Below are 14,014 nucleotides of genomic sequence, written 5' to 3'. Positions count from 1 at the left end.
CGCTATCCACCCCCGAGGTGCGCCGCGATCGCGGCCCGGCCGATTTCGGCGGCCACGGAGCCACCGGTGGCGGCGAGGCCGCGGTTGCCGCCGCTCTCGACGATGACGGAGACGGCGATCTGCGGGTTGTCCGACGGCGCGAACGCGGTGTACCAGGCGTGCGGCGGGGTGTTCTTCGAGTCGGTGCCGTGCTCGGCGGTGCCGGTCTTCGACGCGATCTTCAGCGCCGGGTTCTTGCCGCCGCCCGCGGTGAAGCTCTCCGACGCGATCATCATGTCGGTCATGATCGCGGCGTTCGCCGAGGTCAGGGCCGGGGTGCCGGTGAGCTGCTCCGGCTCCGTGTCCTCGATCGTCGACAGGTCCGGCGCCAGGATGGACTGCACCAGCTGCGGCTTCATCGCCATGCCGCCGTTGGCCACGGTGGCGGAGAGGATGCAGTCCTGCAGCGGGGTGATCCGGACGTCGCGCTGGCCGATGCCGCTCTGGTAGAGCGCGCCCTGCGAGTCGAGCGCGCCGACGGTGGACGTCGCCACCTTCATCGGCACGGCCAGGTTGTTCTGGCCGATGCCGAAGTTGGCCGCAGTCGCCTTCATCTTGTCCGCGCCCAGCTGGCCGGCGAACGTCGCGAACGGCACGTTGCACGAGTGCGCCAGCGCCTCCTTGAACGTGGTGCCGGGGCAGGTCTCGCCGCCGTAGTTCTCCAGCGTGGTGTTGGTGCCGGGCAGCTTCACGTTCGGCGCGTTGGACACCGGGGTGTCCGGGCCGATCCCGTCGGCCAGCGCGGCCGAGCCGGTGACCAGCTTGAACGTCGAGCCCGGCGGGTAGGTCTCCGAGATCGCCCGGTTCAGCATCGGGTTCTTCGGGTCCTTGGAGTACTGCGTGTACGCCGTGGTCTGGTCCTGCGTGTGCACCGCGAGCTTGTTCGGGTCGTACGAGGGCGTGGACACCATCGCCAGGATGCGGCCGGTCTTCGGCTCCATCGCGACGACGGCGCCGGTGTAGCCGCGCTGCGTCATCAGGTCGTACGCGGCCTTCTGCACCTTCGGGTCGATCGTCAGCTTCACGTTGCCGCCACGCGGGTCGCGGCCGGTGATCATGTCCGACAGCCGGCGGACGAACAGCCGCGGGTCGGAGCCGTTGAGCACGTCGTCCTCGGTGCGCTCCAGGCCGCCGGCGCCGTAGTTGATCGAGTAGAAGCCGGTGACCGGCGCGTACATCGGGCCGTCGGTGTAGGTGCGGGTGAACTTGAACTTGTCGTTCGAGGCCTGCACGCCGGCGAGCACGGTGCCGTCCGGCGTCACGATCTGGCCGCGCTGGCGCGAGTACTCGTCGTAGAGCACCCGCTGGTTGCGGGAGTCGGTGCGGTAGGCGTCCGCCTTGACCACCTGGATGTAGGTGTCGTTGGCCAGTAGCAGCACGATCATCACGAGCATCGCCATGCCGACCTTGCGCAGCGGCGTGTTCACGACTTGCTCCCGTCACCGTTGATGAGGCCGTCGGCCGGCGGGCGCTGCACCAGCACGGTGTGAGCTTCGGCGAGTGGGGCTTGGGGTTGCGGCTGCGGCTTCGGGCGCGCGGCAGGCCGCCGCGCCGCGTCCGATATTCGCAGCAGCAGGGCGACGAGGATGTAGTTCGCCAGCAGCGAGGAACCGCCCTGTGACAGGAAGGGCGCGGTGATGCCGGTCTCCGGGATCAGGGCCGTGACCCCGCCGACGACCACGAAGATCTGCATGACCATGGTGAACGCGAGGCCTCCGCCGAGCAGCTTGCCGAACGTGTCCCGCACGGCCAGCGCGCTGCGCATACCCCGCATCGCGAGCAGCAGATACAGCATCAGCACGGCGGCGAGGCCGACGAAGCCCAGCTCCTCGCCGATCGACGCGGTGATGAAGTCGCTGTTCGCCTCCGGCACGATGTCCGGCCGGCCGGCGCCGAGCCCGGTGCCGCCGACCCCGCCCGTGCCGAGGCCGAACAGGCCCTGCGCGAGCTGGTACGAGCCGCCCTTCGCGTCGTAGCGCGGGCCCAGCGGGTCCAGGAAGTTCTCCACCCGCTGCTGCACGTGCGTGAAGAGGTTGTAGGCGATCACGCAGCCCGCCGCGAAGAAGCTCAGGCCGACCACGACCCAGATCACGCGCTCGGTCGCGACGTAGAGCATGACCAGGATGACGCAGAAGTACAGCAGCGAGGTGCCGAGGTCCTTTTCGAACACCAGGATGCCGACGCTGGCCACCGCCGCGATGAGGATCGGGCCGAGGTCACGCGCGCGCGGCAGCTCCACCCCGAGGAACTTCTTGCCCGCCACCATGAACAGATCGCGCTTCGACACCAGGAACGAGGCGAAGAAGATCATCAGCAGGATCTTCGCGAACTCACCGGGCTGGATCGAGAACAGGCCGGGGAGCAGGATCCACACCTTCGCGCCGTTGACCTCGGAGAGGCTGGAGGGCAGCAGTGCGGGCAGCGCCAGCGCGAAAATGCCGAGCAGACCCGCGGTGTAGCCGTAGCGGGTCAGGGTGCGGTGGTCCCTGACCACGATCAGGACGACCACGAACAGCACCAGCGAGATGACCGTGTACAGCACCTGGTTGCTGACCGCCGGGTTGAACGGTTTGCCCGCCTGCAGCGCCTTCTCGGCCTGGGCCAGGTCGATGCGGTGGATCATCACCAGCCCGATGCCGTTCAGCAGCGCGACGCACGGCAGCAGCACCGGGTCGGCGTAGGGCGCCCAGCGGCGCACGGCGAGGTGCGCGACGGTCAGGATGGCGAGGTAGGAGAGCCCGAGCCACAGGATCGAGAGCGTCAGCTCCTGCTCCTGGTTGGCCTCCACGATCACCAGGGCGAGGGTGACGATGAAGGCCGCGAAGGCCAGCAGTAGCAACTCGGTGCCCCGCCGCGTGGGCAGTTCGCGCGGCGGGTTCGTCGCGAACTGCGCGGACACCGGGTCGGCCAACGGCTGGCCCATCAGTTACCGCCCCCTGTCGGCGCCGTACTCGACGTCGAGCAGTCCCTCCCCGCAGGCTGGTTCGCCGACGGCGGCACACTGCCGGCCGGGGCCGACGGGGAAGTACTCGGCGAGGGCGGGCCGCCGGGCGCCGTCGGCACCCCCGAGGTCGTGCCGCCCGGAGGCGCGACCGGCTTGCAGTCGGTCAGCTGCTTGTTCAGGCGCAGGAAGTCGTCGATGTACTTGCGCGCGTCGTCCAGGCTCTCGCGCTTGACGCCGTTGCGCACCGCGATCCGCGCGTCCTCCTGCAGGGCCGGCACGCGCAGCTTGTCCGTGCACAGCTGGCCCGGCGGGCACGAGCCCTGCTCGAAGCTGTGCAGCTGGATGCCGAGGATGCTGCCGGGGACGCCGCGGTAGATCACGACCTCCTCGTCCGGCCCTTCACCGACGTAATACTGGCTGAGCACGAAATACCGGGTCGCGATCGCCGCCGCGGCCAGCACCACCAGCACCACGACGATGCCGACCAGCCAGCGGAACCGCTTGCGGCGCTTGGCCTTCGGGTCCTCTTCGAGCTGCTGCGGCTCGGTCCGCTGCGGAGGCGGCGGCTGGGTCAGCGCCCGTGCGCGCGCGGCGGGCGAGTCGCCCTGGTGCCGCTCGTCGCTGCCGTCACCCGCAGCGCCGCCCACGATCGGGGCGTCGTCGCCGAAGTCGACGTCGACCACGTCGGCGATGATCACGGTGACGTTGTCCGTGCCACCGCCCTTGAGCGCCAGCTCGATCATCCGGTCCGCGCAGTCCTGCGGGTCCTTGATCAACACGGCCTCGGCCATGGTCTCGTCGGAGACCATGCCGGACAGGCCGTCGGAGCAGATGAGGTACCGGTCGCCGGCGCGCGCCTCGCGTACGGTCAGGCTCGGCTCCACCTCGTGGCCGGTCAGTGCCTTGAGCAGCAGCGACCGCTGGGGGTGCACCGCCGCCTCCTCGGGCGTGATGCGGCCCTGTTCCAGCAGCTCGTTCACGAAGCTGTCGTCACGGGTTATCTGCGCGAATTGCCCCCCGCGCAGCAGATAGGCGCGTGAGTCGCCGACGTGCACCAGCCCGAGGCGGGTGCCGGCGAACAGGACGGCGGTGAGCGTGGTGCCCATGCCGTCCAGGTCCGGGTCCTGGGAGACGAGTTCGGCGATGGCGCCGTTGCCGTTCGACACCGCCTCCCGGAGCTGGGCGAGCAGGTCGTCGCCCGGCTCGTCGTCGTCGAGGGGGGCGAGCGAGGCGATGACGACCTTGCTGGCCACCTCACCGGCCGCGTGGCCGCCCATTCCATCGGCGAGCGCGAGCAGGCGGGGGCCGGCGTACACGGAGTCCTGGTTGTTCGAACGAACCAGGCCACGGTCGCTGCGGGCTGCGTAGCGGAGGACGAGAGTCATGGGCGAAGCTCGATCACCGTCTTGCCGATCCGGATGGGGACTCCGAGCGGGACCCGGAGGGGTGCAGTGACCTTAGCCCGGTCGAGGTAGGTCCCGTTCGTCGAGCCCAGATCTTCCACGTACCAATCCTCACCGCGCAGGGCGATCCGGGCATGCCGGGTCGACGCGTAGTCGTCGTCGAGCACCAGCGTCGAGTCGTCCGCGCGGCCGATCAGGATCGGCCGCCCGTCGAGCGCGATGCGGGTGCCCGTCAGCGCCCCGTGGGTCACGAGCAGCTGTTGCGGGGCCTTGCTGCCCCGCGGCTTCTTCTCTTTGTTACGGCGGAAAGTCGGCACCTGGACCCGCAGGCCCGAAGCGGCGTACAGGTCCGAGCGCACGACCCGCAGTGCGGCGAACACGAAGAGCCAGAGCAGCACGAGAAAGCCCACTCTGGTGAGTTGAACGACCAGCTCTGGCACTTGTTGTGTCCGCTCCCGACTCTGCCTGCAAGCCGCGGTGCACGCGCACCGCGGATCCCCCCGCACGACAATTCTGCGGGAACCCCGTCACCGTCGGTCGGTCAGCCCTGGGTTCGGAACACCAGTGAGGAGTGCCCCACCCGGATCACGTCGCCGTCGGCGAGCTGCCAGGTCTGCACCGGAGTCCCGTTCACCGTGGTCCCGTTGGTGGAACCGATGTCGGCGAGCGTGGCGCTCTGGCCGTCCCAGGTGATCTCGAGATGACGGCGTGAGACCCCGGTGTCGGGCAGCCGGAAGTCCGCGTCCTGGCCCCGGCCCACCACGTTCCCGCCCTGCTTCAGCGAGTAGGTGCGGTTGGAGCCGTCGTCGAGCTGAAGGCTCGCCGCCAGCGCGCGCCCGGCCGCGGGAGCACCCGGCTGGCCGTACCCGCCGCCCTGGGCATACGGGTCCGCGGCCGGCTGGCCGTACGCCGCCTGCTGGCCGTACTGGTCGTAGCCGCCACCCTGCTGGGGCTGGCCGTACTGGTCGTAACCGGGTTGCTGCTGGCCGTAACCCTGCTGGTCGTAGCCGCCCTGCTGGGGCTGGCCGTAACCCTGGTCGTAGCCGCCGCCCTGAGGCTGCTGGCCGTAACCCTGGTCGTAACCGCCGCCTTGGGGCTGCTGGCCATAGCCCTGGTCGTAGCCGCCGCCCTGGGGCTGCTGGCCGTAGCCCTGGTCGTAACCGGGCTGCTGCTGACCGCCCGTCTGGGGCTGGCCGTACTGGTCGTAGCCGGGTTGCTGCTGGCCGTAACCCTGCTGGTCATAGCCGCCCTGCTGGCCGTAACCCTGGTCGTACCCGGGCTGCTGGCCACCCTGCTGTCCGTAGCCGTACTGGCCCTGCTGGCCGTACGGGTCACCCTGGTCGTATTGGCCGTAGCCGGGGGGCTGGCTCATTGCTGGGTCTCCTGCGTTGCTGGGTCGTGCCGACCGTGACGAGCCACCGGCCCCACTCGCGCGGGCGTCGGGATCGACGGACGAACGGGTCTTGAACTGTCCAGTATGCAGCGCCTCGTTGCGCTCGAGTGATACGACGACGTCACCATAGGTGTCCCAGCCGTGCTCGGCGAGGTGTTCCGCCACGGCTTTCGCGAGAACCCCGGTGACCCGCTGCTCGTCGCCGGCCATGCGTTCGTGGTCAGCTTGCCCCAAGGACACGATGTAGTGATTCGGGGCGAGCTGCCGACCGCCTGCCAGCTCACGAACGTTCTCCTCGCCTTCTCTCTCGAGCGCGACCGCCACTTCCTGCGTGACGACGTTGCCACCGAACATGCGCGCGAAGGTATTCCCCACGAGGTTCTCGAGTCGCCTGTCGAAGCGCTCTACGCGACCCACCGGGGACTACCTCCTCACACGTGTGCTTCCGCCCCGATCCTATCCGGGAGAGGAAGCCTCGACACGGCCCCCGCTGAAACCCGCGAAAACCGGCTGCTAAGCTTTGCTGGCTGTCAGAGAGAAGCAACTCGGGCGAGTGGCGGAATGGCAGACGCGCACGGTTCAGGTCCGTGTGTCCGAAAGGACGTGAGGGTTCAACTCCCTCCTCGCCCACCGTGTTCAGAGGCCCCTCCCGCTTGCGCGGAAGGGGCCTCTTTCCCGTTGGGGAGGGAGTTCCTCGCCCCGGGGGCCGAGCCCCCGGACCCCCACGGTGCGGCAGGTGGCGGAACCAGCGGGGGTCGGCGTAGGGCGCGGGGCGCCCTCGCCTGGGGTGAGGGCATAAGGCGCGGAGCGCCTGCGCCCGAGGTGAGGTAGGGCCGGGACCGGCATTGGGCGCGGGGCGCCCGTGCCTGGTGACAGGTGCCGGGTCGGTCTGGGCGGGTTTGTGGGCTTCTTGCTGGGTGTTTTTGTGACGGGGGTCTCGGTAGAGTGGCGGTCACTTAGTGTGAGGGGTGGCTGTGTGGAGGGGCGCAACGAGGTCGGCGAGGTGTCCGGCGGGTCTTCGGTGGTCCAGGCCAACTACGTCGGGCAGGTGACGATGGCTGCGTCGGTGCCTGAGCGGATGGTGCCGCGGGAGTTGCCGCGGGCGGTGGGGCGGCTGGTGGGGCGGGATCGGGAGATTCGGCGGTGTGTGGACGGGTCGGCGCCGCTGTTTGTGCTCGACGGGTTGAGCGGGGTGGGGCGGCGGGCGGTGGCCCGGTACGTGTCCCGGCGGATGGCTTCCAGGTTTTCCGGTGGGCAGCTGTATGTGGATTTGTCGACCGGTCTGGTTGACGGGGAACAGGTGGTTTCGTCGGCGTTGCGCGGATTGCTGCGGTCGGTGGGGGTCGACGAGCAGGTCATGCCGCCGGATTCGGAGCTGCCGGCATGGTGGCGTAGCCGGTCGGCCGAGCGGGAATGCCTTCTGCTCGTAGAGAACGTCACCGAGGCGGAGCAGGTTCTGGCGCTGTTGCCTGGGGGCGAGGGCAGCGTGGTGCTGGCCGCCGGCCGGGTGGAGGCACAGGTGCGCGTCCGGGCCGTCGGCGGCGAGACGATCAAGCTGGAGCCGCTCGCGCCGGAGCAGGCCGCCGAGTTGTTCGGGTGGCTCAGCGGTGTGGAAATCGACGTCGAAGACGAGGTGCTCGCGCACTGCGGCGGCTTGCCACAGGCGCTGGAGCAGGCGGCGAATCTCGTTCTGGCCAAGCGCTGCCCGACCCTGGAGTCGTTGCGCGAGCGGCTCCGGAAATCGCGGGACGAGCTGATGAAGGTGTGGCAAGGCAGTAAGAAGGGCGAGTCGGTGTTCGAGGCGACCTACCAGGCGGCCGGCCGCGAGGCCCAGCGGATGTACCGGCTCCTCGGCGCGTACCCGGCGGGCGGGATCTCCGCCGAGACGGCCGGGATGCTGGCCGCGCTCGACTCGGTCGAGGCTTCCGACGCGCTGGCCGAGCTGGTTTCGCTCCGGATCCTCGACGACGAGGACGGTCAGTACGTCCTGCATCCGCTCGTGCGCGATCACGCGCAGGTGTGCGCCGCGCGGGCCGGCGTCGAAGAGCAGCACGAAGCCTTGCAGCGGGTGGTCGTGAATTTCCGCGACGTCGCCTATCACGCGGATGTCGCCGTGCTGGGGCCGCGGTTCCGGGTGGCAGCCGCGCCGGAGACCACGGACCCGTTCACCGGGACGAAGGAAGAACGGAACGCCGCGGCGCTGGCCTGGTTCGAGCTGCACCGGCGGACGCTGCACGAGATACAGGCGATCGCGATGGAGATCGGCCTGCCGGACCCGGCTTGGCAGCTCGCGGAATCACTCACGGCGTACTACTTCAACCGCAAGCGGCATGCCGATTCACTGCAGGTCGCCCTGCACGGGGCCGAGGCGGCGCGCGCGGCGGGCAACGTCCCGGCCGAGGCGAGGCTTTCGAGCGTCGCCTCCCGTCCGTTGTCGGACCTGGAACGGTTCGCGGAGGCGGAAGAACTGGTGAACCGGTCGATCGAGCTGGCCGATCTCGAGGGGCCTCCGGTGCTGCGGGCTTCCGTGCGTGAGTTCCAGGGTCGTTACCTGGACAAGTCCGGGCAGCCGGAAGCGGCGCAGGCGGCGTACCGGCTTTCGATCGAGCTGAACGAGCAGGCCGGCGAGCTGCGAGGAGTCGCGCTGGCCCGGATGTTCCTCGGCGACTCGCTCGCCGATGCGGCCGGCCTGAGCGAACTCGAGACGGCGCACCAGTGGTTCGCTGCCAACGAAGATCCACGGATGGCGGCGCGCGCGTTGCTGGCCATCGGGAAGCTGCGGCTGAAGCTTTCCGATGACCAGCTAGGGCTCGAAGCGGTGGAGCAAGCTGTGGACGCCTTTGAACGCAGCGGGCTGTACTCCTATGAGGCCGACGCTCGGGAGTTGTTGTACCGGGAGCTGGCCGAACGTGAACCGGACCGGGCCAGGGCGCACCTGAAGCGGGCGATCGAGCTGTATCGGCAGCTCGGCAGCCTCCGGGCCGGTGAGCTGGCTCGGTCAGTGCCGGATGACAACAGTGGTGACGGCACGGCCGAGGCGCAGTGAAACGGTGCGGTCCGTGGTGCCCCGGCAGGCGTAGAGGGTCGAGGCCAGTGCGGCGGTGTCGGCTGTTCCGGTCGCCGTGACAGCTTCACCGTCGGGGGCGATGGCGACACAGCCGTCGCGAGTCGCGGCCGCAGCCAGCTCGCAGCGCGGGTAACGGCGCAGCGTGGCCCGGCACCACTGTTCCGGCTCATTGTCCACTGTGGATCGGACCAGCACCAGGGCTTCGCCGATCCGGCCGACGTTGGTCTCGCGTTCGTCGACGACCGTGTGCAGCAGGTCAGCCGGCGCCCGGCCGGGTTCGGGCTTCCATTGCTCCACCGCACGGGGAAAACGGTGGAGTGTGATGGCGTCGGCGCCGGTGAGATCCGGGTAGGTGGTGAACGCCAGCACTGGTGACGGCCGGGTCTCCGGGTCGGCGGCGCGCAGTTGCGGGGCCGGCCGTGGTGACAGTCCCAGCGTTTCGTAGACGAGCGCATGCAGTCGTGAGATCGCGGTCTGAGCGTGGGCGAAGGTCCGCTCGGCGAGTAGTTCCTGCCACGGCTGCGATCCGGCTGCTTCCAACTGGGGACGCAGCGGCTGATCGCGGCGTAGCCGAGTGGCCTGTTCACAGAGCAGTTCGGCGCTGGTGCCGGGCACGACCTCGTCGCCGGAGGCCGCGAGCAGCACCGGCTTTCCGACCGCCGCGGCCAGCAGGCTTACCGAACCGTGGTCACCAACCACCAGATCCGCCGCGATGAGCGCTGCTTGCCAGCCCAGCTCCGGTGGAAAGAGCAGCAGCCCGGCCTTCCTGGCCCCGTCGTACCAGGCGCGCAACTGAAGAGGCCCGTACTTGCTCCAGATATTGGGGTGCAGGACCAACCCGACGGCTGTTTCGTCGTGCGGCATGGCCGCGAGGGTTTCCGTGGGCAGGTGCGGGCGGGTTCCGAACAGCGAGCCCTTCTTCCAGGTCGAGCTCAGCAGTACGAAACGGCGATCGCCCAGGCCGAGGATCCGTCGGTAGTGCCCGCGGTGACCGGCGCTGTCCAGCAGTTGCTCGAACTGGGAGTCACCAATCAGCACCGTCGTCCCGGCGGTCGCCGGATTCGCCGCCCGCAGCTGTACTTCCTGGGATGGATGGGAAATCGCCATCCGGACCTGGCCGGATTTCAGCGCAGCCTCGGGAACCAGACCGGACAGCCGGTCACCGCTGGATTCGGAATCGGGCACGTACTTGTGGAAACCGACCCCGTGCTGGAAGACCAGGACCGGTCCGCTTAGAGAGGTGAAACCGATGTTCTCGCTCGCCGTCAGGGTCAGAACGTAGCCCGAGCTCGCGATCTTGTCCCAGGGGTACAGCCGAGCTCCCGCGCGAGACAGCAGTGCCTCGACACCGTCGCCGAACTCGGAGCCGTGGTGCACGGTGAAAACAAAGCGGAATCGCAGGTCATCTTGAAAAGTCCGGCAGATTTCGAGCAGCCTGATCGCCGAGGCCCCGGTGCGGGCGACGCAGAGGACCGTAATCGAGGCGTGTGTATCCCATCTGCTTTGCTCATTTTCTTCTTCGCTGCTCAATTCAAATCTACCAAGCCGTTCTCGAAATGACCGGGCGAATCCTAGCGTCCCCCGGCGGCCGGTGAAGAGAGCAACACGGATTGTGACAGCTCGGGTAGCCTGGGTGGACGAGTTCGGAGTTGGGGAGCGATGAGCGAGGGAAACTTCTTCGACGGTTCGGCCGGCAGTGTGTTCCAGGGCCGGGACGTCTACGGCGGCGTGCACTTCCAGCAGCCGGCGCTGCAGGTGGTGCCGCCGGTTCAGGTGCTGGAGCCGCCGCGGCACTATCGGAACAACGAGCGGCAGCTCGCCGAGTTGAGCCGGGTTCGGGCCGAGGCCGAGGCCGGGGGCGGGGTGGGGATCGCGATCGTGCGGGGGGTGCCGGGCAGTGGGCGCAGCACGTTGTGCGAGTGCTGGGCGTTCCGCAACCAGGAGTTGTTCGACGACGGGGTCTTCCCGGTGCGGCTGGGGCGTCGGCCGGTTACGGATGTGCTCGCCGATCTCCTGGCGCTCGCCGGGTATACGCCGCAGCAGTGGCCGCAGAGCTTGGAGGGCCGGTCCGCGATGTGGCGGGCCTGGACCGGGAAGCAGCGGCTCGCGCTGCTGGTCGACGACGCGATGAGCGCCACCGAAGTCCGTGCGCTCCTGCCGGCCGGGGCCGGGTCGATGGTGCTGGTCGTCGAGGCGGGTCGGCTGACCGAGCTGAAGACCCGGCATTCGGCGCAAGAAGTGGAGCTGGATCCGCTGAGCGACGAGGCGGCCCACGGGGTGCTCGCCGAGCTGGTGGGAGTCGAGCGGCTTGATGCCGAGTCACAGCCGCGCAACGAACTGATCCGGATCTGCGCAGGTTCCGCGGCCGAGCTGACGGTCGCGGGGGCGATGCTGGCCGAATCGCCGAACTGGACGCTGGAACGGCTGATCGGCCGGATCCGCCGGAAGGGCAGCCTCGCGAGCCCGGTGTTCGACGTCGCGTACGACCGGCTGCCCGAGGACGCGCAGGCCTGCTACCGGATCTTCGGCGCGCACCCCGGCGACGGTGATGTCGCCCTCGAAACCCTGATGGCGGTGCTGGGCTTGGACATCGACGACGCCGAAGACGCGGTCGGCCATCTCGTGGCCGCCAAGCTGGTCGAGCCGATGGGTGCCGACCGGTACCGGATGGCCGACCTGGCCCGGCTGCACGCCGGCACCCTGGGGGCGGACCTGCCGGCGAAGGTGGTGGCGTACTACGCGAAGTCTGCCCTCGAGATCGCCGAGAACGCGCTGGACCGGGGCTGGGCCGGGCAGCTCTGGCCCGGTTTCGTGCCGGACGGGCGTGACCGGGACAGGGCACAGAAGTGGCTCCGGACCGAACGGCTGAACCTCGTGGCCGCGGCGGAAACCGCGTACCAGGAGGGAGCGCTCGAGGACGTCTGCCGGCTGGCGCTCGCGTTGTGGGCGGAGCACAAGGACGGCGGCTATCCGGCCGAGATGGTCGCGGTCAACCAGGACGCCGTGTCCGCCGCACGGGCCTGGAACTCCCCGCTCGCCGAGTCGATCCTGCTGACGCAGCTGGGGTTCGCCGCGGCGCAGCGCCGGGATTGGGCGACTGCGTACGAGCACCATGGCCGCGCCGCGGAGCTGGCCGAGCTGGCGAACTCGGTGGAAGCCAGGGCGACGGCCGTGGAGTCGCTGGGGCTGGCGTATTTCGAGGCGTCCGCCCATGCCCAGCCGGAAGAGGCGGAGCGGCTCCTCGCCGCGGCGGAGGAGCGGTTGCGGCTCAACCTCGGCCTCGCCGAGCAGCTGGGCGTTGATCGTCGGCTGGCGTTGGCCCGGATGCACCTGGCCAAGGTCGCGCGTCCCGCGGAGGCGGCCGAGCTGCTGGCTGAGGCGTCGGGCTTCCTGGACAGTGAGCCTGGCAATCGGGCGAAGGTCCTCTTGTGGCGCGGGCGGAAGGCGGTCGAAGACGGCGCCCTCGACGACGGGGTTTCCTGGTTGCTGGAGGTGGTGGACCTCGCGGCGAAGGGCGGCTGGCACCGTGAGCGCATCATGGCCGGACGCACGCTCGCGGAGGCCGCCCTCGCCAAGGGGGAGCGGGCTTCGGCTCGGGCGCACGCCGAGGATGCGCTGAACGTGGCCAGGCTGAGGGGTTACACCGCCGAGGCGCTCGACATCATGGAGTGGCTGGACCAACCCCGTTTTTGACGACGCTCAGCTGCACCTCGTGCTGAACGCCGGCGGCGGCGAAACGGAGTTCGGCCGAGATGTCGCCGCGCAGATACAGGAGTGACGGGACCACCTCGGGCAGCTCCGGGGTGGTGAACCGCACCAGCCGCCCGTCGCGGTCGCCGGCGAGCCAGCCCGTTTCCGCCGGGCAGGCGACCCACTGGCAACCGGGAAGCGCGGTCAGGGTTTCCACGATCCAGCGGACCGGATCCGGCACTCGGGCGCCGAGCACCACGCTCGCCTGTTCCAACAGCCGCGGGTCCGGCGCGTCGGTGGTGACCACCAAGTGTGCCTGCGGAGGGAAAACGGCGCTGTTCGCGGCGTGGCGGACCACCTGATCTTCGACGACGCTCACCCAGTGTGCGCCGGCCTGGCTGTCCGGGATCCGGGGTGGCGGGAACGTGGTGAGCGCGGGCGGGTGATCCGGCAGTGACAGGCGAAGCGCCCGGTAGCCGAGTTCGGTGAGCCGGGTCGCGGATTCGCCTGGCGCGCTCGTGGCCAGCGCGGTCACGGCGTCGAGTGCGGGTGGGTGGGCGATGACCTCGGTGAGCTGGTCGGCGAGGTGGTCGGCTTTCAGCTCGGGCGCGGTTCGCAGCAGCGCGGCGATCGGGGAGGCAGGATCGACGGTCTCTTCCGGAGCTGTGGCCAGCAGCACCGGGGTGCCGAGACAGGCCGAGTAGAAGGTGACCGATCCTTGGTCCCCGATGGTCACATCAGCCGCGACGGCAGCCGGCTGCCACAGTTCTTCGCGCGGCAGGACCACCACGCCGCTGCGACGGCAGGCCTCCAGCCACATTCGCAGCTGCCACGGGAAATGGCCCTGGCTGATGTTCGGGTGCAAGGCGAGTACGGTCTTGAATTCGTCGACCGGCAACTCCCGCGCGATTTTCGCCGGAAGGTCAGGGGCTTGGCCGAACAGGGAGTCGGCGCCCCAGGTCGAGGAGACGAGGACCAGCTTCTGTCCACTCCGGACGCCGAGGGCCTGTCGGTAGGTTTCCCGCAGTGGCTTGCTTGCCTGAAGCCGGTCCAGGCAGGGATCGCCTGCGACGACCGCACGTTCCGCCGCCGGTGGACAGCTGTGCCGGAGCCGGTCGAGCTGTTCCCGGTGGGAGAGCACGATGTGCCGGGGGACGACTTCGCCCCGATGCATCAGCCAAGGCTCGGAAAGCCCGAAGACCGGTTTCCGGTTTCCGGTTTCCGGTTTCCGGTTTCCGGTTTCCGGTTTCCGGTTTCCGGTTTCCGGTTTCCGGTTTCCAAGAATTTATTGTAACCCATTCCGTGCGGCACCACCGTCAACGGCGCGCGCAATTCGTGCAGGTCACCGCCGTAACTCGCGGCCAGAGCCCAGTCGAATTTGGTCCGGATCGCTTCCGGCCAGGGTAGGAGGGGAATGCCGCGGGCGGCCAGGAATTCTTCGGTGCCGCGGGTGAACGCACTCGATCCTGGGCAGGTGA

General features: G+C 69.3%; 9 protein-coding genes, 1 tRNA gene and 1 pseudogene. 3 read left to right on the top strand and 8 right to left on the bottom strand.

From position 1 onward, the window contains the following. Positions 1–2: 2 nt before the first annotated feature. The 5 genes from BMY97_RS32360 to BMY97_RS32340 all read right to left on the bottom strand — a co-directional run bounded on the left by BMY97_RS32360 (position 3) and on the right by BMY97_RS32340 (position 6,196). Complete coding sequence (locus BMY97_RS32360; protein WP_091624399.1) at positions 3–1,466, bottom strand: peptidoglycan D,D-transpeptidase FtsI family protein; 1,464 nt, start codon at positions 1,464–1,466, stop codon at positions 3–5. Beyond that, on the bottom strand, positions 1,463–2,962 hold the full coding sequence (locus tag BMY97_RS32355) for an FtsW/RodA/SpoVE family cell cycle protein (RefSeq protein ID WP_091624396.1): 1,500 nt from the start codon (positions 2,960–2,962) through the stop codon (positions 1,463–1,465). The genes BMY97_RS32360 and BMY97_RS32355 overlap by 4 nt, the downstream gene beginning before the upstream one ends. Next, positions 2,962–4,368 (bottom strand): PP2C family protein-serine/threonine phosphatase, encoded by a 1,407-nt coding sequence (locus BMY97_RS32350; RefSeq protein ID WP_091624394.1) that lies wholly within the window; start codon positions 4,366–4,368, stop codon positions 2,962–2,964. Before BMY97_RS32350 ends, BMY97_RS32355 begins: the two co-directional genes overlap by 1 nt. Beyond that, entirely contained in the window at positions 4,365–4,826 is a 462-nt protein-coding gene (locus tag BMY97_RS32345) for an FHA domain-containing protein FhaB/FipA (protein WP_091624391.1), read from the bottom strand. Before BMY97_RS32345 ends, BMY97_RS32350 begins: the two co-directional genes overlap by 4 nt. A gap of 101 nt (positions 4,827–4,927) precedes the next feature. Continuing rightward, positions 4,928–6,196: an FHA domain-containing protein gene (locus tag BMY97_RS32340; protein ID WP_091624389.1), complete on the bottom strand. Its 1,269-nt coding sequence runs from the start codon at positions 6,194–6,196 to the stop codon at positions 4,928–4,930. A gap of 130 nt (positions 6,197–6,326) precedes the next feature. Here BMY97_RS32340 and BMY97_RS32335 point away from each other — a divergent pair. Together BMY97_RS32335 and BMY97_RS32330 are read left to right on the top strand one after the other, a co-directional pair. Beyond that, positions 6,327–6,409, top strand: a tRNA-Leu gene (locus BMY97_RS32335). Between the two features lie 346 nt (positions 6,410–6,755). After that, the gene (locus tag BMY97_RS32330) at positions 6,756–8,825 is read left to right on the top strand and encodes a hypothetical protein (RefSeq protein WP_091624386.1); all 2,070 of its coding nucleotides are present in this window, start codon (positions 6,756–6,758) and stop codon (positions 8,823–8,825) included. Here BMY97_RS32330 and BMY97_RS32325 read toward each other — a convergent pair. Continuing rightward, positions 8,778–10,376, bottom strand: a complete 1,599-nt coding sequence (locus BMY97_RS32325) for a hypothetical protein (protein ID WP_143086352.1) — start codon at positions 10,374–10,376, stop codon at positions 8,778–8,780. The genes BMY97_RS32330 and BMY97_RS32325 overlap by 48 nt on opposite strands. Before the next feature lie 129 nt (positions 10,377–10,505). Between BMY97_RS32325 and BMY97_RS32320 the strand changes: the two genes are divergently transcribed. Then, positions 10,506–12,539 carry a P-loop NTPase family protein gene (locus BMY97_RS32320; RefSeq protein WP_091624380.1) on the top strand — a complete coding sequence of 678 codons (2,034 nt, stop codon included), beginning with the start codon at positions 10,506–10,508 and terminating at the stop codon, positions 12,537–12,539. On the opposite strand, the gene BMY97_RS32315 is transcribed toward BMY97_RS32320, so the two are convergent. Further along, on the bottom strand, positions 12,508–13,710 hold the full coding sequence (locus BMY97_RS32315) for a hypothetical protein (RefSeq protein WP_091624376.1): 1,203 nt from the start codon (positions 13,708–13,710) through the stop codon (positions 12,508–12,510). The genes BMY97_RS32320 and BMY97_RS32315 overlap by 32 nt on opposite strands. Next, positions 13,710–14,014, bottom strand: a pseudogene (locus BMY97_RS47310) (hypothetical protein); the annotation flags it as partial. The gene BMY97_RS32315 and the pseudogene BMY97_RS47310, both read right to left, overlap by 1 nt.

The sequence above is a fragment of the Amycolatopsis saalfeldensis genome (assembly GCF_900110575.1).
Classification (GTDB): domain Bacteria; phylum Actinomycetota; class Actinomycetes; order Mycobacteriales; family Pseudonocardiaceae; genus Amycolatopsis; species Amycolatopsis saalfeldensis.
Note: the sequence above shows the minus strand (reverse complement) of the source record. Positions and strands in the feature narration are given on the sequence as shown.